Source organism: Marinobacter sp. C7, assembly GCF_022343555.1.
GTDB lineage: Bacteria > Pseudomonadota > Gammaproteobacteria > Pseudomonadales > Oleiphilaceae > Marinobacter.
Genome location: NZ_JAKQZH010000001.1, coordinates 917,609 through 937,747, shown reverse-complemented (window position 1 = coordinate 937,747; position 20,139 = coordinate 917,609). Strand labels below are relative to the sequence as shown.

The 20,139-nt window shown below is 59.0% G+C and carries 19 protein-coding genes; 7 read left to right on the top strand and 12 right to left on the bottom strand.

The window, feature by feature from the left end; genetic code table 11:
• The first annotated feature begins 164 nt into the window (after positions 1-164).
• Complete coding sequence (gene serA, locus MD273_RS04415) at positions 165-1,394, top strand: phosphoglycerate dehydrogenase (RefSeq protein WP_239036558.1); 1,230 nt, start codon at positions 165-167, stop codon at positions 1,392-1,394.
• Positions 1,395-1,466: 72 nt separating this feature from the next.
• Here the strand turns inward: serA and MD273_RS04410 are convergent, their stop codons facing one another.
• Positions 1,467-2,756 carry a S8 family peptidase gene (locus tag MD273_RS04410; protein WP_239036557.1) on the bottom strand — a complete coding sequence of 430 codons (1,290 nt, stop codon included), beginning with the start codon at positions 2,754-2,756 and terminating at the stop codon, positions 1,467-1,469.
• 273 nt (positions 2,757-3,029) lie between these two features.
• On the opposite strand from MD273_RS04410, the gene MD273_RS04405 reads away from it, so the two are divergent.
• Positions 3,030-3,293, top strand: coding sequence for a hypothetical protein (locus tag MD273_RS04405; protein WP_239036556.1), 264 nt, complete (start codon positions 3,030-3,032; stop codon positions 3,291-3,293).
• Between the two features lie 62 nt (positions 3,294-3,355).
• Here MD273_RS04405 and MD273_RS04400 read toward each other — a convergent pair whose 3' ends face one another.
• Entirely contained in the window at positions 3,356-4,012 is a 657-nt protein-coding gene (locus MD273_RS04400) for a YiaD family glycine zipper/OmpA-like lipoprotein (RefSeq protein WP_239036555.1), read from the bottom strand.
• A 51-nt stretch (positions 4,013-4,063) separates the two neighbouring features.
• Positions 4,064-5,062 (bottom strand): alpha/beta hydrolase, encoded by a 999-nt coding sequence (locus MD273_RS04395; protein WP_239036554.1) that lies wholly within the window; start codon positions 5,060-5,062, stop codon positions 4,064-4,066.
• 79 nt (positions 5,063-5,141) lie between these two features.
• On the opposite strand from MD273_RS04395, the gene MD273_RS04390 reads away from it, so the two are divergent.
• A complete protein-coding gene (locus tag MD273_RS04390) occupies positions 5,142-6,035 on the top strand; it encodes an alpha/beta hydrolase (RefSeq protein WP_239036553.1) in 894 nt (297 codons plus the stop codon).
• On the opposite strand, the gene MD273_RS04385 is transcribed toward MD273_RS04390, so the two are convergent.
• From MD273_RS04385 to MD273_RS04370, 4 genes are read right to left on the bottom strand one after another with little or no spacing between them, the layout of a single operon-like run.
• Positions 6,013-6,291, bottom strand: a complete 279-nt coding sequence (locus MD273_RS04385) for a GIY-YIG nuclease family protein (RefSeq protein ID WP_239036552.1) — start codon at positions 6,289-6,291, stop codon at positions 6,013-6,015. The genes MD273_RS04390 and MD273_RS04385 overlap by 23 nt on opposite strands.
• A complete protein-coding gene (locus tag MD273_RS04380) occupies positions 6,281-7,189 on the bottom strand; it encodes a DMT family transporter (RefSeq protein WP_239036551.1) in 909 nt (302 codons plus the stop codon). The genes MD273_RS04385 and MD273_RS04380 overlap by 11 nt, the downstream gene beginning before the upstream one ends.
• A complete protein-coding gene (locus tag MD273_RS04375) occupies positions 7,182-8,567 on the bottom strand; it encodes a sigma-54-dependent transcriptional regulator (protein ID WP_239036550.1) in 1,386 nt (461 codons plus the stop codon). The genes MD273_RS04380 and MD273_RS04375 overlap by 8 nt, the downstream gene beginning before the upstream one ends.
• Positions 8,564-9,979 carry an ATP-binding protein gene (locus tag MD273_RS04370; protein WP_239036549.1) on the bottom strand — a complete coding sequence of 472 codons (1,416 nt, stop codon included), beginning with the start codon at positions 9,977-9,979 and terminating at the stop codon, positions 8,564-8,566. The genes MD273_RS04375 and MD273_RS04370 overlap by 4 nt, the downstream gene beginning before the upstream one ends.
• Before the next feature lie 252 nt (positions 9,980-10,231).
• Here MD273_RS04370 and MD273_RS04365 point away from each other — a divergent pair, with 252 nt between their 5' ends.
• Entirely contained in the window at positions 10,232-10,633 is a 402-nt protein-coding gene (locus tag MD273_RS04365) for a DUF4168 domain-containing protein (protein WP_239036548.1), read from the top strand.
• Between the two features lie 164 nt (positions 10,634-10,797).
• Complete coding sequence (gene dctP, locus MD273_RS04360; protein WP_239036547.1) at positions 10,798-11,898, top strand: TRAP transporter substrate-binding protein DctP; 1,101 nt, start codon at positions 10,798-10,800, stop codon at positions 11,896-11,898.
• On the opposite strand, the gene MD273_RS04355 is transcribed toward dctP, so the two are convergent.
• From MD273_RS04355 to MD273_RS04345, 3 genes are read right to left on the bottom strand one after another with little or no spacing between them, the layout of a single operon-like run.
• A complete protein-coding gene (locus MD273_RS04355) occupies positions 11,872-12,681 on the bottom strand; it encodes a mechanosensitive ion channel family protein (protein WP_239036546.1) in 810 nt (269 codons plus the stop codon). The two genes, dctP and MD273_RS04355, sit on opposite strands and share 27 nt — an antisense overlap.
• Positions 12,682-12,690: 9 nt before the next feature.
• Positions 12,691-13,953: a hypothetical protein gene (locus MD273_RS04350; RefSeq protein ID WP_239036545.1), complete on the bottom strand. Its 1,263-nt coding sequence runs from the start codon at positions 13,951-13,953 to the stop codon at positions 12,691-12,693.
• 31 nt (positions 13,954-13,984) lie between these two features.
• Positions 13,985-14,821, bottom strand: coding sequence for a 23S rRNA (adenine(2030)-N(6))-methyltransferase RlmJ (locus tag MD273_RS04345; protein ID WP_239036544.1), 837 nt, complete (start codon positions 14,819-14,821; stop codon positions 13,985-13,987).
• Between the two features lie 171 nt (positions 14,822-14,992).
• On the opposite strand from MD273_RS04345, the gene MD273_RS04340 reads away from it, so the two are divergent.
• A complete protein-coding gene (locus tag MD273_RS04340) occupies positions 14,993-16,306 on the top strand; it encodes an MFS transporter (protein ID WP_239036543.1) in 1,314 nt (437 codons plus the stop codon).
• 129 nt (positions 16,307-16,435) lie between these two features.
• Positions 16,436-16,726, top strand: coding sequence for a hypothetical protein (locus MD273_RS04335; RefSeq protein ID WP_239036542.1), 291 nt, complete (start codon positions 16,436-16,438; stop codon positions 16,724-16,726).
• Between the two features lie 725 nt (positions 16,727-17,451).
• Here MD273_RS04335 and MD273_RS04330 read toward each other — a convergent pair.
• A complete protein-coding gene (locus tag MD273_RS04330) occupies positions 17,452-18,768 on the bottom strand; it encodes a thrombospondin type 3 repeat-containing protein (protein ID WP_239036541.1) in 1,317 nt (438 codons plus the stop codon).
• 20 nt (positions 18,769-18,788) lie between these two features.
• Entirely contained in the window at positions 18,789-19,847 is a 1,059-nt protein-coding gene (locus MD273_RS04325) for an OmpA family protein (protein WP_239036540.1), read from the bottom strand.
• Positions 19,848-20,139: the final 292 nt, after the last annotated feature.

Below are 20,139 nucleotides of genomic sequence, written 5' to 3'. Positions count from 1 at the left end.
GCCCGGGCCTGCTGATAGGCGATTCACAGGGAATTGATTCAGGCAAACCGGCGCGCTGTGAAAATCTGCGTTTATGGTATCATACCGCCCCTGTTCTGTGAGCCAGCCCTGACAACCCCTGGCCACGGGTCATTTCATGTGACGAAAGGTTCGGAAGCAAGCCAATGTCAAATACGTCTCTCGAAAAGAGCAAAATCCGGATCCTGCTGCTGGAAGGCGTGCATCAATCAGCGATTGACACCCTGAATGCCGCGGGTTACACCAATATCGAGTATCTGACTCATTCACTGGGCGAGGAAGAGTTGATCGAGAAGATTGCCGACGCGCACTTCATCGGCATCCGCTCCCGCACCCAGCTGACCGAGAAAGTATTTGATGCCGCCCAGAAACTGGTGGCGGTGGGTTGCTTCTGTATCGGCACTAACCAGGTGGATCTCAAGGCCGCCACCCGTCGCGGCATCGCGGTGTTCAATGCGCCGTTCTCCAACACCCGTTCGGTTGCCGAACTGGTGCTCGCCCAGGCCATCCTGCTGCTGCGGGGCGTGCCCGAAAAGAATGCCATGGCCCATCGGGGTGAATGGCTGAAGTCTGCCAAGAACAGCTTCGAGATCCGGGGCAAGAAACTTGGCATTATCGGATACGGCAACATCGGCACGCAGTTCAGTGTGCTCGCTGAAGGTCTGGGCATGGACGTGTACTTCTACGACGTCGTCTCCAAACTGCCGATCGGTAACGCCACCCAGGTTGGCACCATGCAGGAACTGCTGAACATCGCGGATGTCGTCTCTCTGCATGTGCCCGAAACCCCGGCCACCAAGTACATGTTCAAGGCCGAGCAATTTGCGCAGATGAAGCCGGGCAGCATCCTGATGAACGCCTCCCGCGGCACCGTCGTCGACATCGACGCCCTCGCCGATGCCCTGCGCTCCGGCAAGCTCCTCGGCGCAGCCGTCGACGTATTCCCGGTTGAGCCGAAGTCCAACAACGAAGAGTTCGTCTCCCCACTGCGCGAATTCGACAACTGTATCCTGACACCCCACGTGGGTGGCTCCACCATGGAAGCCCAGGAAAACATCGGTCGCGAGGTTGCCGAAAAGCTGGCCATGTACAGCGACAATGGCACCTCCGTATCTTCCGTGAACTTCCCGGAGGTGGCGCTGCCGTCGCACCCGAACCAGCACCGCCTGCTGCACATCCACGAGAACGTGCCCGGCGTGATGTCCGAAATCAACCAGGTCTTCTCCGAGAACGGCATCAACGTGTGCGGTCAGTACCTGCAGACCAAGGAAGATATCGGCTACGTGGTGGTCGATGTGGACAAGGCCTACAGCGAACTGGCGCTTGAGAAGCTGCGCCAGGTCAAAGGCACCATCCGCTGCCGCGTTCTGTTCTGAGATCTCTGGACAGGAATGGCGGTAACGCAAAAGCCCGGGTGAATTCCCGGGCTTTTTTTATGGGTGGGATGACTATCGGGGCACCTGTAGCAACAGGTTGGGTGACCCTGCGTTGATATCCCCGAGCACATTCCCGGAAGCGAGTGCTTCGATGGCATCATCAACCTGGGCCGGGGTCATGCCGGGATTGGCGCCCAGAAGCAAGGCGGCGGCTCCCGCGACATGGGGCGAGGCCATGGACGTGCCGCTGATGGTATTGGTGTCGGTATCGCTCTGGAACCAGGCCGCCGTTATGTCAGAGCCAGGAGCAAACAGATCCAGACAGGTTCCGAAATTGGAGAACGACGATCTCTGATCCTCCCGGGTTGTGCTGCCAACGGTAATGGCCTCAGGCACCCTGTTCGGCGACCCACTGCAGGCATCCGCGTCGCTGTTACCCGCCGCAACAACAAACGTCACACCCTGCTCAACGGCACCACGCACCGCGTCATCCAGGGCTTCGGAATTACCACCCCCCAGCGACATATTCGCGACCGCCGGCACCTCGTGGTTTGCAGCCACCCAGTCTACCCCGGCAATGACATCCGAAGTGCTGCCTGCGCCGGAGCAATCCAGCACCCTCACCGCAGCCACCGATGCCTGCTTCGCAATACCGTATTCGCTACCGACAGCGGTACTCGCAACGTGAGTCCCATGGCCATTGCAGTCTGTGGTGTCAGAGGGATCAGTCTCACCGCCGACATTCAGCAAGGACCCCACAAGCGGTAATCCACCCAGGCCGAGCAGGCCGGTATCGTTTACGGCGAAATTCCGACCCTCGATGACTCTGCCCGTGAACTCTACGTGGGTCGCCCGCAGGCCCGTGTCGATCACATAGACGTTGACGCCCTGGCCCGCCTGATCCGGGTATTGATAGGTTTCGTCCAGTGGAAGGAACGGTTGATCAACCCGGTCAAGGCCCCAGGTAGCCCCGGCCTGACTGGCGCTGGCCGTAACGACTGTGTCCGGTTCCACGGCCAGCACACCCGGCATGGACTCGAGGAGGGCCGCCTGGGTCTCACTGAGTTCAACCGCAGCGCCGGTAAGAGCGCTCTGATACAGGTGGCGAAGCTGGCCACCACCCACGGCCACGAGAATGGTCTCGACACCGGCTCTGAGGTCTGACACACCCAGCAGCTCCGGCAGGTCCGGGGCAAGGCGAACGATGTAACGCCCAGGGAGCACATCGCCAGCCTGGACTGTGCGCTCCTCGCCACTCGCCTCACTCCCTCCCGCAAGACCATCGAGCAGGCCAGCCTGCGCAGGCAGGGTTGCTGCCAGGAGGGTGCTGAGGCAGGCGGCGGTTAATGTTGTTCTTGTCATCGTATTGACTCCTTTCCTTCGGGGTTGATCGTTCCGCAACGGTTTTCCGTTGTCTGGTGAGAACGGAACTGCCGCACACAAGGTTGCGTTACAGAGCAGCGAAGTCCATGCAGATGGGGCCAATAGGACCACGGATTTCGGATATTTAATGAAAAATCCCTGATTTTCCCTTGAGAAAGGCAGGATACGAACCATGGTTAAAGGACAGCCTGGTTCCGGCCAGCCCATTCATTCCGCAACGGGAGAAAATCGATGTCACTTAGGGAGTCCCTGTTGACCAAACTGCAGACCCAGACCGAGCACTGGAGCAGGCAGATCGACCAGTTAAGGGCAGAGGCGGACGCCAAGATGGCCAAGGCCGAAGATGACAAGGCAGAGGCCGAAATTCAGAAGGAGTTTTCGGAGAAGATCCAGTCTCTCGAGGACCAGATAGAGACCGCCAGGGCCAAGCTGGGGGAACTCAAGGAATCGGGTGAGGACCAGCTGGACAATCTCAGGCAGCGTATCGACGAATGGTTGCCCAGCAATACCAACTGAGCGGGTCATGAAAAAGGCTCCGGACCGTCAAGGTTCCGGAGCCTTTTTTCATAGCCGGGCTTTTACTGCATTGGCACCAGGGTCAGCTCGACCCGACGGTTCTGCTCACGGCCAGCGGCGGTATCGTTGGAGGCAATGGGATAGCGCTCACCATAGCCAACGGCGCGGGTCCGCTTGGGCTCGATGCCCTGATTCAGCAGGAAATCCCGCACGGAACCGGCGCGCTGCTCACTCAGCAGCTGGTTGTAGCTGTCGGAGCCGGAGCTATCGGTGTGCCCCTCGATCTGGATGATGGTCTTGTCGTATTCCTTGAGCACCAGGGCCACGGACTCCAGTGTGGCGGTGAAAGACGGCTTGATGGAAGACTGGTTCAGGTCAAAGGTGATGTTACCCGGCATGACCAGCTCGATCTGGTCGCCGTTACGGACCACCCGCACACCGGTACCTTCCAGCTTGCGACGCAGCTCTGCTTCCTGCTTGTCCATGTAGTAGCCGATACCACCACCGATGGCGGCACCACTGGCCGCACCGATCAGGGCGCCCTTGCCCCGGTCACTGCTGCTGGAGGTTGCGGCCCCGATTGCAGCACCGCCGATGGCACCGATGATGCTGCCCTTGGTTGCGCTCGAGGTCTTCTCTTCGCCGGTGTATGGATCGTAGGTCATGCAACCACCCAGACCCACAGTCGCTACTGCAAATGCAAGAATCGTTTTTTTCACAGCTTTCTCCTGCGCCTTTAAAACCAGGCGGTGATTGAATGTTCGACCGTCTCAGGCCGCGTTCACCGCCTTCCTGGTGAATGTATCAATGATGGTATTGAATACCGTCGCCTGCAAATCCTGAGCTTCGTTCACTAGATGATGACGCCCGTCCGGGATCTTCAGTTCCTCTACCGAGGCAAATTTGTTGCGAATAATCCGCAGATTGTGTTGCCAGTCCACGGTCAGGTCTTTCTCACCCTGCACCACCGTAACCGGAAAGTTGATCGGCCGCGCGGATTCAATATGCGGCACCCACTGGCGCAATGCCGTGACCCAGTCCACATGCACCGCTCTTGCCTGCAACGGATCGTGCTCTCTCAGGAAACGCAGGAACCGCGTATCGCCACTGTTCTCGGCAAAGACCCTGCGCCACCGGCTGATGAACGGCCGGACCAGGGTATGCAGCACCTTCGCACCCAACCAGCCCATGGGCCGGATCAGGGGCGCGAGCAGTACCACTTGCTTGAAGTCCGAGGTTTCCACCGAATGCTGGTTCGAGAGCAGGTAATCAATCAGGATTGCTCCGCCCGTACTCTGCCCGACGGCGAACCAGGGGCCACGAACCCTGCTACGGGCCTGATCCATCACCGTGGTCAACACTTCCTGGTATTCCAGGAAACTGCCAATCGCCGCCGGTGTCCCGCTTGAGAGGCCGTGACCGGGCTGATCGTAAGCAAGGACATCCAGGCCGGCGCCGAGGCAACGGTCGATCAGCTGGCTATACAGCCCCACATGGTCAAAATAACCGTGCAGGATAAAGACCGTGCCACGGGACTCCGGCAAGCGGTAGTAATGCACCATCACTTCATGCTCGCCGGCATGAACGTAGCCCTGGTGGTAATGCACCTCCGGGTGCTCCACCCACAGGTCCAGGCCGTAGAACCGGCAATATGCCACCATCTCGTCGCCCAGCTCTCGCTGATCCCGCGGATCGAATGGCTCAAGCCGCTCCAGCAACGAGTGCCTGTCCCAATCGGGTATTTCTATGGTATCTGTTTTCCAGTACACGTAGAGTTAAACGCCTGTCATGATTCAAAAATAAGCCAAGTTGACTGCCATCCTATCGCATAGCGGGAGTAGAACACAGATGCTTCAACCTCTTCTTGAGGCCGGTCTACGGCAAACGATGAACCGCCTGGTGCGACCCGTGCTGGCACCAGGGGTTCCGGTCACGGTCCAGCGGGCCCTTATCAGGCAGGCCTACCGCAGTTCGCTTCCGCCCCGTGGCTGCAGGTTCAGCCGAGGCACCCTGGGCGGTGTTCCCGTCGTCCGGACCAGTTGCGGCAAACAACAGGATGGAGTCATCCTTTACCTGCACGGCGGCGGCTTTGTGATCGGCTCTGCAGATACCCACCGGGGTATCTGCGGTCACCTGGCAAAGGCCAGCCGATGCCTTGTCGTCGCACCGGACTATCGCCTGGCGCCCGAGCATCCGTTCCCGGCAGCCCTGGATGATGCCGAGGCAACCTACCTGCAGTTATTGGCAGAAGGCTATGAACCCGGGCAGATCGCGTTTGCGGGGGATTCAGCCGGAGGCGGCCTGTGTGTGTCTCTGGCCATGCGGCTGAGGGATCAGAAACATCGGTTACCATCCTCGCTGACACTACTCTCACCCTGGACCGATCTGACCCAGGAGCAGCTTTACCGGCCCGAGTCGGAACCGGTATTGCAACCCGCCTGGACCGCCAAGGCCGCCAGATTCTATGCCGGCAATGAATCACTCAGTAACCCTCTGATCTCACCCGTGTTCGGTGACCTCAGAGGGTTGCCGCCCACGCTGATCCAGGTCGGCAGCGACGAGATCCTGCTCAACGACGCGGAACGGTTGGCTCATGCGGCGTCACGGGACCAGGTTCCCGTCGATCTGGAAATCTACAACAGTCTCTGGCACGTGTTCCAGGTCCACAGTGGGCAGCTGCGCCGGGCGACCGAGGCGGTGCGTACGGCTGGCGAGCACATCAGGGAACATCTGCAAGACTGATTTCGCCCCGGATCAACGCCTCCTTGCGGGCCCGTGGCCAGCGTTTGATATACCACTCCAGCCGGGAGGCACGGCTGCGGTCACCGGCCTGCGCCCGGTACACAAGTTCCAGCGGCCCCTTGCCCCGCAGGCTTCGCGCCCCCTTTGGCGCCCCCGCCTGGTGCTCGGCAAAGCGCCGCTCGACGTCCGTAGAGATCCCGGTATACAGGGATCCGGAGGCCGTCCGGACCAGATAAAGGTGCCAGTCACCGCTCATGGGCCAGTTCCGCTTCCCGGGCCTTGACCTTCCGCTGCTGCAACCACAAGCCTCCCATGATCAGCACCAGACCGGTGTAGGTGGACGGTAGGATAACCTCACCGAGGATAAAATAGATGAACACCAGCGACAGAAACGGCGAGATGAAGATCAGGTTGCTGACTTTCGAAGTATTTTCAGCTTTTTTCATGGCGTAGGACCAGAGCACGAACGCCAGCCCCATCTCGAAGACGCCGACGTAAACCGCTGCACCCAGAGAGGTACCGGACGGTATGACAAACCCCTCGGTCAGGCCACAGATTACGGCAATGACCGGCAACCCGAACAGGAAATTGAGGAACAGCCCTACCACCGGATCCCGGTCGTCCCGGGTCGCGATGATCCAGTAGGACGCCCAGATGAGGGTGCTCCCCAGCGCCAGGCCAACGCCAAGGGGATCGGAGAAGGTCAGGGACGTCACCTGACCGCGGGTGGCGATAACCACCACACCGGCATAACAGATCAGCCCCGCCAGGATATCCACCCGCCGTAGCTTTTGCCCGAGGAAGGGCACGGACAGGTAGGCAAGCACCAACGCCCAGGTGTAGTTCAATGGCTGGGCCTCCTGGGCCGGCAGCCGGTCGAAGGCACCGAATAGCACAAAATAGTACAGGCAGGGATTCACCAGCCCCATGCCTACTGACTGCAGGTATTGCCGCCGGGACAGGGAAAACACCAGATGCCACCGACGCTGGAGTTTCAATATGACTGCCATGACCAGCACGGACGCCGAGCAGGCGATCAGGAGCATTTGCACCGGCGCCAGGTCCCGGAGGGCGAGCTTGAACGCTGTGGCGACAGTCGACCAGAGAAGAACCGTGGCAAGGCCATACATCATGGCCTGTTTCTGATCAGTCATTCCTTGAGACTCCCCGATTTTCGAGCCAGCGGTATAATGTTCGGCGGTTGATGCCAAGGATCTGGGCCGCCCTTCGTTTGTTGCCATCGACAGCCTTCATCACCCGGGATACGTGATCCTGTTGAACCTGTTCAAGGGTGGGAAGCCGGGCGAGACTGATCTCTTCGGTTAGCGGCGCATCCGACGCCATCTGCACCCCGGCCTGGCGTTTCCGGATCCGGTCGGGCAGATGCTCAGGCAGAATGACATCGCCCTCACAGAACGTAACCGCCCGCTCCATGGCACTCGCCAGCTCCCGGACATTACCGGGGAACGGATAGTCCAGCAGCAGGCGCGAAGCCACCTCGCTCAGTTTCATGAACCCCCGGCCCTGGCGTCTGGACGCATCCCGGAGAAAGTGCATCGCCAGCAGCCCAACGTCGTCTGAACGATCACGAAGTGGGGGTACCCGAAGGGCGAGGGTTTCGAGACGATAGTAAAGATCCTCCCGAAAATCACCCTCTGACACCGCCCTTTGGAGGTCAACATGGGTTGCGGCGAGGATGCGCACATCCACCGCCTCTTCCTGATCGGCTCCAACAGGTTTGATCCTCCCCTCCTGAAGCACCCGGAGTAACTTGGCCTGCAATGGCAAAGGCATTTCCCCCATTTCATCCAGCAACAGGGTCCCACCATTGGCCTCGGCAAACAGACCCTTGCGCGCATGCCGGGCACCGGTGAATGCTCCGGCCTCATGACCGAAAAATTCGCTCTCCATCAACTCTGTGGGTATCCCCGCACAGTTGACTGCCACGAAGGGCCTGTCTCGACGTTCGCTTTGCCGATGTATCGCACGAGCGACCAACTCCTTTCCGGTGCCACTCTCACCGTTGATGAGAACCGCCGCATGACTGCGGGAAACCTGCCGGATCTCTGTCCGAAGCCGATCCATAACCGGACTATCCCCCAACAATCCGAGGGTACGGTCTCCCTGCCCCCTCATCTCGGCGAGCTGCCGACTGATATCCGCCTGCGCCAGGAGCCTGCGGATCTTCAGGCGCAGGTGATCCGTTGACAGGGGCTTGGTCAGGAAGTCATCTGCGCCCGCCTTGAGAGCCTCGACGGCCTGATCCACGGTCCCGAATGCCGTAATCACAACAAATGGAACGTGCCCTGCCCGATGCTGGAGCAGCCCCAGAATCTGCAGCCCATCGCCATCGGGCAGTCTCAGGTCAGAAACCACAAGATCCGGCACATGCTCAGCCAACCTTGCCCTTGCATCCGCCATGGAACCGGCGACCCGCACGGTGTAGCCATCCGCCTCCAGCTCTTCCGCCAGCAATCGCGACAGGCTTGCGTCGTCCTCGACCAACAGGATCGTTGCACCAGCGAAACTCATTTTTTGTCTTCCTTCGGAAAAAACAGACTCATACAACAGCCGCCCAGTGCACTGCCGGAAACCTGTACACGCCCCTCGTGCTCTTTCATGACACTGCCCACTACTGCCAGGCCAAGGCCGGTACCCTCGCCAGCCGGCCGGGAGGTATAGAAAGGTTCAAAGATCTCTTCATAGTGCTCGGGAGCAATGCCGGGGCCATCATCCTCAACCCGTACTTCCAGTTCCCTTTCATGCGCCAGAACGCAGACCCGAACCCTGCTGTCCGCGGCCTGGCACGCGTTCCGGATAATGTTCAGGCAGGCAAGTTCCACCCGGATCGGTTCAGCCCGAATACAGGCTTCAAGCTCAAGGCCGGCGCTTTCGAGCGTTCGACACCGACACCGCTCATCCTCAATGGCCTGGGCCAGTGCCTCTGAGACGATGCCGGCGAGCACTGCGGGCCTCCGGGAATCCGGTACATGCCTGAAACAGTCGAGAAGCTGCTGAATGATGGTTGCCATCCGCGAGACCTGGTGCTGGATATCCTGAACCTGGCGACTCATGGAATCAGTCAATGGCTGGCGTTCAAGAATATGCGCCCGCCCCTGGATGACATTAAGCGGTGCTCCCAACTCATGAGCCACACCGCCCGCGACACGACCGATCATGGCGACCTTCTCATGGTGTCTGAGCTGATCGGCCAACTCCCGCTCCCGTTCAATGCGTGCTTCGATTTCAGACTCCGCTCTTGCCATCCGCGCCCCCATGGCCGCCAGGCCCTCATGGATCTGGCGCAACTCCCGCGGCCCGGAGGCGGATTCTGTAACCCGCCACTGGCCGGGTTTCATGGAGGACATCATCGACAGCAGCCGCCCCACATGGCGCCCCACTGTACCGTAATGTCCGAGAATCACTACCAGACTGATGGCTATTGCAAAAACCGACCAGATTGATACCGCCCAGATGCGTGTTGACGCCACCAGTCGGTGGAAGTCGCTTCGCTTCCGGGTGATTTGCAGCAGACCCTGGATCTGCCCCTCCGGGTTCAACAGGGGAGTGAAGTGGGAAAAGACCGACTTACCTTCAACCCGCCGGAAAGCTCCGCCAAGCCGACCACTAACAATCGCTTCCTCGGCGCTGGCACTGTTTGTCACATCCCGGTCGGCCAGGCCGAGGCTGTCGATCCTCCGGCCCTGCTCGTCAAATACCGACGCACCCGTTATCCGCGCGATGCGGAAAATCGACCGGAGCGACTCCCCCATTACCAGCTCGTTGCCATCGGACAATGCCTGCGATAGCGGACCGCTCACCGCCCGCGCGACGAGTTCAAGATCTTCCCGGAGCCGGTCATTGAGGTTTCTCTCCACGGCGCCAAACCCGATGTAAATGGCAGCACCACTGATCAGCAACAGCGGCACCACAATACTTAGCAATAACGTGATCTGAAGGGACCGAAAAAAATGACGCGCTCTACCCAGTGGAGGTCTCATGGCATGCCTTCCCACATAAATGTCACGCTTTTCTGGCACATGTGGCATTTTGGCACAACATGAGTTAACGAACCGTAACGCCCGAAACCTCTTAGGCTTCTGATTTTTCTGCGTTTTTAAAACATTTCCGGGTTGGCATACCGATTGAAAGGTCCTCCGCAACACCACACGTCCGGAAAACAGAAGGAGCCTTAAATGAATAAACTCTTTGTATCCTGTGTTGCGTCCATTGCACTGGCGGCAGCCACCCCTGTTTTTGCCCAGCAGCCATCCCCGGCGGATGAACCCGTGGCCACCGAATCCGATGGCTACAGCAATCCTGAAGCGGCAGGAACCCAGAAAACGGACTACAGCGACGCCGAACTCCGGCAATTCATCGAGGCCCAGGCCGGGTTAATGGAAGTCCGCGAGGAGTACATTGAGAAAATCGAGTCTGCGGATTCGGAGGAAAAGGCCAAGCAACTTCAGATGAAAGCAAACGATCAGATGCTGACAGTTATCCGTGACTCAGGCATGGATGTCCCCACCTACAACGCCATTGCTACGGCCTATAACAGCGAACCCAAGGTTCGCAACCGTGTTGACGCTCTGATGTGAACGTTGCTTCAACGACCCTTGATCATCAGACTTGCCCCGCCTCCGAATGGCGGGGCCTTTTTTTAAGCGGAATAACTCTGAGCGCGCGAAGTAACCACAGGCGGTATCTTGTGTTACCTTTACCCGGTGATGTCTGCCAACAAGAATCAATCCGGAGCCCAGTAATGCAACGCCCTCGTCCGTGGATCTGGCCATTGCTCACCGTCGCGGCAATTCTCATTTCGGGCTGCTCGGATGCCCCCGACGACAGTGCGGTTACCTCAGACCCGACCTCGGGCAAATCGGACTATCCTGAAACCTGGCGATTCGCCCTGGAAGAAATCGAGGGCAGCGTCCAGCACGCCTACGCAGAAGCGCTAAAGAGCCATATTGAGGAGGCCTCCGACGGTCAGGTGGAGCTGGAGATTTTTCCCTATGGGTCCCTGGGAACGTCCTCCCAACTGACAGAACTGGTGCGCAACGGTTCTGTTGACCTCGCGTTTGCGTCCCCGGGCCACCTGGCAGACCTGATTCCGGAGGCCGGGATCTTCACACTGCACTACGTTTTGCCTGAAGACGAAGCCATCACACGGGCATTGTTTTCCGGGAACGAACTGACCGGGCTGTTCTCCGCTGCCTATAACGAGAGGCATCTCACACTCCTGGGGTTCGTGCCGGAGGGATGGATGGCATGGACCGCCAACAAGCCACTGAAGAGCCCCTCCGATTTTGAAGGGCTGAGAATCCGGACAATGACCTCACAAATGTCAGCCGAGGCCTTCCGGAGTTATGGTGCCGATCCCCACCAGACCCCCTACTCGCAGGTCTACAGCGATCTGCAGTTGAAGCAGATTGACGGCCAGACCAACCCGATCTTCGCCATCGAGGAAATGAATTTTTATGAGGTACAGGAAACACTGACACTGCCTCGGGCCGCGCATTTCATTTCTTCGGTCGTTGCCAATCCGGAATGGTATGCGCAGCTACCGGAGGAGCAGCAGGACTGGCTGGCAATGGCTCTGATCGAGGTCGGCGAGGAAGCCTGGGATATCCAGGAAGAGCTGAACCAGACCAGACTGGAAGCCATGCTCGAACAAGGCCAGCTTGCGGTAACCAGGCTCTCCGAGGAGGAACGTGCTGCATTTCGCGATGCGAGCAAGCCGGCGCTGGAGCTCTACCTCCGCCAGGCCGGCGAGCGTGGCCAGCAGATTCTCGAGTCGCTCCGGACCATGATTGCGGACCTGGAGCGTCAGTCGGCCTCAGGCACCGGCGGCGACGGGAACTGACACAAAGGCCACCCCTTCACTGGCGAGCGCTTCCGATCCGCGTGCCGTCAGATCGCTGATAAACCGGAACTGATCCCTGGGCTCCAGGGGATAGGCCTTCAGGCGGTAATTCATACCCCAGGTCTTATTGGCCACAACAACCACCACCGGTTTCATGGTCTTGGTGTAGGGTGAGGTAAAGGCCACGTCCCGCAACAGTGACATCACCCGGCGGACATCATGGTGTGGCGCAAGGTGGAATTCTGCCACGCACATCAGGTTGTCCGAACCATCATTACCGTTTGCGATCAACGCGTTCCAGAGCGTGTTGTGGGGCACAATGACCACGGTGTCATCCGGAGTCACAATCTCTGCGGCCCTGGTTCCAATGGAACGTACCTCACCGTACTTACCGTCGACCTCAATCCAGTCCCCGGGCCTGTAAGGCATTTCGTACAGGGTTACTATCCCGGCAATCAGGCTGTTGGCGTAGTCCTTGAACGCGAAACCGAGGGCCAGGCCAAGGGCGCCGAAGATGGCGACCATATTTTCGAAAGAGGGCTCTATGAGGATCGGCACGACCACGATGATCGTGACGACGATGATCAGAAGGCGCGCCAGTGGGACCGAAGCCAGCAAATACAGACGCGCCTTGCCACCGAGTTTTCCGGCAACCCCCGGCACTACCTTCTGGATAAGGAAGATCAACAGCACGGCGGCGGCGACCACCAGGGCGGCCTCCACCAGAGCCAGCCAGGTTATGGCTGAAAAGACCTGCTGCAAGCCCTGCTCAATATTTTCCACGACCCCTCCTCAAAACGCATCGACCGGGTAGCCCCAGCTCTGAAGGTGGCGCCTGACCGTAGGATAGCCAACTGGCGTGACATGCCAACGCCGCGACGCTTCAGCCAGCGATACCAGATCCGACCTCAGCAGCCGGGACAAAGCCAGATGAAGTTCCAGGTGATCAAGGCCGGTCACCTGAGCAATTCGCTCTTCATGCAGGCCGTCATGGAGCAAGAGAGCATGGAGGATAAAGCCAACTGCCCGCTCGCGGCTCTGGGGCATGGCGGGCAGGCTCAACTGGTCCAGTGGCACAACCCAGCAATGCCGCTCACTGCCGTTCGGCTCCTGACTGTTACCCTCCGCTTCGGCATCGTCCTCGGGGCGAGCCCGCAAAGAGCGCTGCCAGATGGCCAGGGCGACCTCCGGTATCCCTCTCGCCGCGGTGGCCAGATCCCGCAGGAATCCTGAGTGCTTGCGCTTGCTATCCTCCGACGGATTGTCCACGGGCAGCACATACAGGCCGTCATCCGTCATCCGGGCAGTCACGGGCCGGCGGTCCCGCGAGCAGGCAAGATACTCCAGCCACTGCCCCAAGCGCTCCGCGTCCATCGGTGCAGGCGTCAGGGGAGCGAGATGGGCATCCGGGAAGTAGCTCTCCCAGAACTGCCAGCACCAACTGGAGCAACCAACGAGGCCCGGCCCGACCTCGCCGGCCACGATCCGCTGCAATAACTCCTGAACCAGACACAGACCGTCTGAGTGGCGCAGCCAGAAATCCGCCAGTTCGGGAATCACCCAGGGACCGGAAAGGTCCTGTTCGTCCCACCACCGACGGGCGTCTTCCCGGCTCATCAGAAGATTGTCGGGAGGGGCTATCAGGTGCCAGTGGCCATGGCCGCCAACGCCGACTTCCGGGTGAGCCCCGGGCAATCTCACCAGTGCCTCCCGGACACCAGAGAAAGGTGGCGCAACCAGCAAAGCCACTTTCCTGCGCAAGGTTTCCGTCTCCCGCAGTTCCTCCAGCGATTCGAGAATAGCCTGAGCCAGCGAGGTAAAGTCAGGGCGCGGGGCAATGTGCTGAATCTGTTTGTCCGTCAATGAAGGCAGGTCATCCAGGCTCTGGAACGGTTCCTCATCATGGGAGACGCCAGCCCGGAGCTGGGCCATCAGGTGGCGGAGCGCATCCTTGAGGGTCCGCTTCACGGACACCTCCGGCAATTTCCACTGCTCCAGGGGGATCAGTCCGCCAGGCAGCGACGGGGCACTCTCGGATGGGTGTTCTTCCTTCAAAAAGAAAACTCCTGCAACCTGAGGGCGAAATCTATTCCGCAACAAGCCAGTCCAGCTCATGCCGGACATCCAGCCCGTCCGCGCCGGACACCTCTTCCAGCATCTCGACAAGGCGTTCACCAAAACCCCAGGGGGGATTGACCACCAGCATACCGGAGCCGGTCATGCCCCGATCCGGGGGATTATTGAGATGTACCTCGCTGCGGAGGATCTTCCGGACCGGGCCGGCGCGCAGCGCTTCGGTGAGCTGGGACTGGGGGCCAGAGCTCAACACCGGATACCAGATAAGATAGACGCCATGCCGGCATTTCTGCCACGCCTTTTGCAGGGTTTTGGCTACCGAGCCGTAATCAGACTTGATTTCGTAGGAGGGATCGATCAGCACCAGCAGGCGTGGCTGCCTCGGCGGCAACTGCCCCAGCAATCCTTTCAGTCCGTCCTTCCGAAGCACCCGCACCGCCTTACCAGCCCAACCCGACAGCTGATCGCCCTCGGACGGGTGTAACTCGAACGTGGTCAACGCATCATCGGCCCTGAGAAACTCACGAAACCAGAACGGCGAACCGGGATACGTGGTCAGGTGACCATCACCGGCGTTCAGCCGGCCCAGCAACTCCAGCACCGGCTGCCAGTCCGGCGACTTCAGGTTGTCACGCAGGCGCCAGAGTTTCTGCACACCGGTATCCGCCTCGCCGGTTTTCCTGGCCCGGTCGCTCGCGAGATCGTAAACAGCGCTCCCGGCGTGGGTATCGAAACAGGCAATCCCCGAAGGCTTGGCGTGCATCATCGATAAAGTGAGGGTCAGTGCGGCGTGTTTCTGGACATCGGCAAAGTTGCCGGCATGGAAGGCGTGAAGATAGCTGAGCATCAAAAAACTCCCTGGTATTCCGTCCATTAAGCCCGAGCAGGGGCCGGCTGTGCAAGCCACCCGGGTTTGCCCGGGCTATGGTCTGATTTCCGGAGACGACCGTAATCCGCCCTTAAGGCATACCACCATTACTGGTATCCTCGTGCCAAAATTCTTCCGGAGGACGGCAATTTGCCAACCAAGAACCAGGACGCCATCGACCAGCTGTACAGCCTGATTGCCAACGAGGAGGACGCCCGGGTCTGCAAGGACATCCCCGAGGAGGCATGCCGGGAAGTCCCCCGCAATTTCTTCCTGATCCTGGCGAGCAATGTGCTGACCAAACTCGGGGATCTGTTGATCAGCCCCAAGACCGTGCTGGCCTGGTTGATGAGTGCTGTGGGGGCGCCTGCGCTGGTGGCCTGGCTGGTGCCGATCCGGGAATCCGGCTCCATGGTGCCGCAGATGGTGATCGCTGCATGGGTTCGCCGCAAGGCCGTTCGCAAATGGTTCTGGACCCTGGGCAGTTTCGGCCAGGCTGTCAGCGTGGCAGCCATGGCCGCGAGCGTCTGGTTCCTTGAAGGTTATGCTGCCGGCGGGGGCATTGTGGCTGCCCTGATCGTGTTCTCCCTGGCCCGGGGATTCTGCTCTGTTTCCATGAAGGATGTGCAGGGCAAATGCATTCCCAAGACCCGCCGCGGCCGGCTCTCCGGGCTCGCCACCACCATCGGGGGCACCGCCACCGTCGTCATGACGGCATTGCTGTTCTGGGATCGGGGCGACCCCACCCTTGCCTTCTACACCGCGCTGCTCCTGTTGGCTGCGGTTCTCTGGGTGATTGCCGGGTTTCTCTTTGCCAACATCGAAGAGTATGCCGGCGAGACCGGCGGGGGCGCCAACGCCATGACCGAAGCGATCCAGAGCCTCTCACTGCTGCGGGACGATCCTCCGTTCCGCCACTTTGTAATCACCCGGGCGCTACTGCTCTGCTCCGCCCTGGCGTCCCCCTATTTCGTGGTACTGGCCCAGAGGGAATCCGACATCGGCTGGATGCTTGGCGTCTTCCTCCTCGCCAGCAGCCTGGCCAGTTCCCTGAGCGCCAGTTTCTGGGGCTGGGCCGCGGATACGTCCAGCCGCCGGGTCATGATCCGTGGTGCTGCCATGGCCAGCTTTGTCTGCCTGGCGGTCGGTATCACTGCACTTGTGGCCGGTACCGATATCGGCAGTGTCTGGTTCTACCCGGTCGCCTTCTTTGCCCTGAGTATCGCTCACGCCGGTGTCCGGCTTGGCCGGAAGACCTACCTGGTGGACATGGCCGGAGGCAACAAGCGCACCGACTACACCGCTGTGAGCAATACCGTGATTGGAGTCCTGCTGCTGGTCACGGGCGGATTGACCGCGGCGATTTCGGTGTTTTCCGAAGTGGCGGTGATCCTTGTTCTTGGCCTGATGGGGCTCGCGGGCATGTTCAGTGCGATCCGTCTGAAAGAAGTGACCGGGGACTGACCGTAATTACCTTGAACTGCGTCACGAACATCAATTTAGATGCCCCCTGAATGGTGTACCTTGATTACTTGAACACTACCGGACAGGGATGTGCCTTTTGGTGACAGTCTCCGCACTTGAGGATTGCACATGAGAACCGAGACAGCAGACGTAAAGTTCGATCCCCGGCGGTTTGTGCATACCCCCTTCGGCTGGTACGCCCTGACCCGCGAGCCCTCGGATCTGGGCCCTTTCCCGACAAAACCACAAGCCTCCAGCGCCCTCGCGGATCACATCAAACTGCATATGGGGCTCAACTCCCGCAGCGCCGAAGATCGCTACTCCGGATTCACCGTTCACGACCCGGATACCTGTACCAAGAACAACTGTGGACGATGTGCAGAAGCGTTGGCGTTTTCCGGCTTTCAGGCCATTGCCTGACAAGGTACGCCGCCTGCGGCCGACGGTTTATTTCGCATATTTGATATCTTTTTTTATACCGACATGACCACCATGGTCTATAGTTGCCACATAGGAGGCAGCCCAACAGGGATGTGTCATTTCGTCTAGTTGTTATCCGATCCCGACGAAGGATTGAATATGCGAATCGACACCTGCGGGCAACAGTTCGACGCCCGTTGTTTTTTCGATACCTACCTCTCCCGACAAACCGGCGGGCGGGGCCACGACTCCGCTCCGAAATTCCGCAACCAGCACGCCAACCAAGCCTTCTCTTCCCTCGCCAATCGAGCCGGAAGGCTGAACCCTTTAATGTCCAATGGACTCCGTACGACTCCGAATGTTGTTTCCGTTTCCATGGCGAGCCAGGGATCACAGCTCGCGTTGTTGGAACTTCCGTGAGGGTGACATTATGAGTGGAATGACCGAAGGAAGCGCAGTGCAGGCCAGCCTGGTGCCGCCACATCGGCGCAAGCGTGTGCTGGTGGCAGTGCTGGTTTTTCTGGTTGGATTGGTTTCGGTGAGTTGGGTGGGGAGTGCGTCGCCGTCCAACTCAACTCACCGGCTCACTCAAAACAACGGGGCGGTCTCCGTCCAACGCTAGGCCAGAGAGCAGCCGACAAAATCAAACGCTGCGGATCGATTCCCCCGGGACAAAAAAAGGGACCGGTAAACGGCCCCTTTTATTCAGCTCAAGTGGTTCTCAGTCAAGGAAGAATGTCCACAGGGCTTGCGCATACGGCATGCACATTGAGGTCACTCAGAAGATCGACCAAAGCCCCTCTGCGGATTTCTATTCCATTGAACGGCAGGGTTGTCTGGAGCGTCAGGAATGTAATTTCCGTCTCACCCAGGAGCCCCCCCAGGTCCACGCCAAGTCCGTCAAAATTGATATTTGACTCCTGGGCTACTCCGTCAAGATAAGTCACCACTGTGGTGCCATTCAGCAAGTCCAGGCTCAAAGACCCGCCGGGATCGGAGACAGCCACGCCAACCACATTGTTGGCCGGATAAATACGGCTGGCGTCCTCTACCCGCGCAGCAACATAGCCTGCTACGTTCACATTCGTAACCAGCGTGGCCGCATTGGTCAGATCACTATCGACAAGGTTGTCGAGATTGTTCACGTCACAAAGCAAACAGCTGCTGGAGGTTTCCGAAGCGCTTGATTCCGGAGCCAACAGCGGGACGAACTGCTCACCGCTGACAGCACAGGCGTAGGTGGTGTCATCAACCAGATCACACGCGTCTCCCACTCCATCACCATCGGTGTCAGCCTGATCGGCATTGGGCGTTACAGGGCAATTGTCGACACCATTCAGAAAACCGTCGTCATCGATGTCCGGATCGCAAGCGTCACCGACACCGTCGCCGTCCGTATCTTTCTGATCGGGATTCGCGATAAGCGGACAATTATCGCCTGTAACGACGCCATCACCGTCAGTATCCGAGAGGCCGTCACAGGCATCGCCAACACCGTCACCATCGCTGTCCGTTTGATCGGCATTTGGCTCCAACGGGCAATTGTCGACTGAGTCGTCGACGCCATCGCCGTCGTCATCAGAATCACAGGCGTCACCGGTGCCATCACCGTCACGATCCCCCTGGCCGGCATTAGGCACCAGCGGACAGTTATCCGAGGAGTTTCTCACCGTATCGCCGTCTTTATCATTGTCACAGGCATCGCCAGCACCATCACCATCGATGTCTTCTTGATTCGGATTGGCAACAGCGGGGCAATTATCCTGCGAGTCGTCCACGCCATCGCCGTCTGAATCTGCGTTACTATCGCAGAGGTCACCGATCCCATCGCCGTCTGTGTCTGTCTGATCGGGGTTTCTTACGAAAGGACAGTTATCATCGAGGTCGGCTACACCATCCCCATCGCCGTCCTGCTGAACCACATCCCCGCCGACGTTCGAACCTCCGTCGGGTACAACCATGCTGTCCGACTTACACCCCGCCAGCGACAGCACTGCAGTGACCAGCAAAATCAAAGGCCAGTTATAGTTGTTAAGTTTCATCTTCAAACTCCCTCTACATCTCACTCGGAGACAACATTGAATTCAACGCGACGATTCCGTTCGCGGCCTTCTTCAGTGTCGTTACTACGAATCGGCCTGGATTCACCGTAACCGACAGCAGTCAGCTGGTCTGGATCCACACCCAAATCAAGCAGGTAGTCACGCACAGCCTCTGCGCGCTGCTGCGATAGCTGCTGGTTGTAAGCTTCGGAGCCGACGCTGTCCGTGTGGCCGGCCAGTTCGACTTTGAGGTCCGGCTGTCCCTTGAGGGCGTCAGCGGCGGGAATGAGGATGTCCCGGGCGTTGGCCGTGAGACGATCCGAGTTGAATTCGAAGGTCACGCCCTGCAGGACCACGGATTGGGCTTTGTCAGTCTCCACACAACCGACGGAGTTGACCTCGAGACCTTCCAGGGTGTTCGGGCACTGGTCGACGCCATCCACGACACCGTCCTTGTCCGAGTCAGCAAAGTCCTTTTCGACCACAACGGGTTTCTCGATAACGGTGGTTTTCTCAACAATCCGGGTCCGGGTCGCACCAATCGGTACGGTCACACCCAGACTGAAATGCAGGTCTGACAAACCGTCATCATAGGAGTCGTAGACATACCGGGCGTCGGCGCGAACCCGAAGGCCGGACTGGGTAAAGGGGCTGCTGAGAATGCCGAGCGCAGCATTGGCGTAACCGCCGAATTCACTGGCCGGGTTGTTGGCTACATCATTGCGTGAGACGCCACCACCGAGAGAACCATAGGGCGTGAAGGAATCGCTTTCCCACAGGCGATAGCTCAGGTCGGCACCGAGCCCCTGCTGGTAATAGTCGGTGCCACCATTGACCCCGGTTTCCATCACACCGGAATAGAGCTGGGGTTCAAGCCACCAGTGCTTGCCCAGACGGATACCGAACATGGCCCGTACCGCAGAACCGTATTCGTCTGTCCTGTCACTGTCGGGCTCGATGTAGGAACCTAACAGGGACAACTCGGTCTCGTGCTTGACCGTCTCGGCCTGGGCAACCTGCGCCATGAGCGCCAGGCTGCTTGCGGCCAGGATAGAGGCCAATGCTCGCCGTCTCATCATGTAACCACTCCTTCTCTTTTGTTCGAGGTTTCCCTTTTACTCACTACTCGTGATCTGTTTTTCTGGATATTGGCAGTTTGGGCCAAACGGGCCGAACAATACTTGGCTTTATTCCGCATTGCCCTACGTCAAATTTACCAATTCAAATTCCGAGAACTGTTCTTTTTTGTGACCCACTCGATATATCTTTAGAACCAGATACTTAGGTATACGAGATGGGTCATCATGCGCAAGCTCACAGAAAAACCTGCCCGGTTTTTTTACAGGTTTTTACAAAAACAAGGCCTCTGAA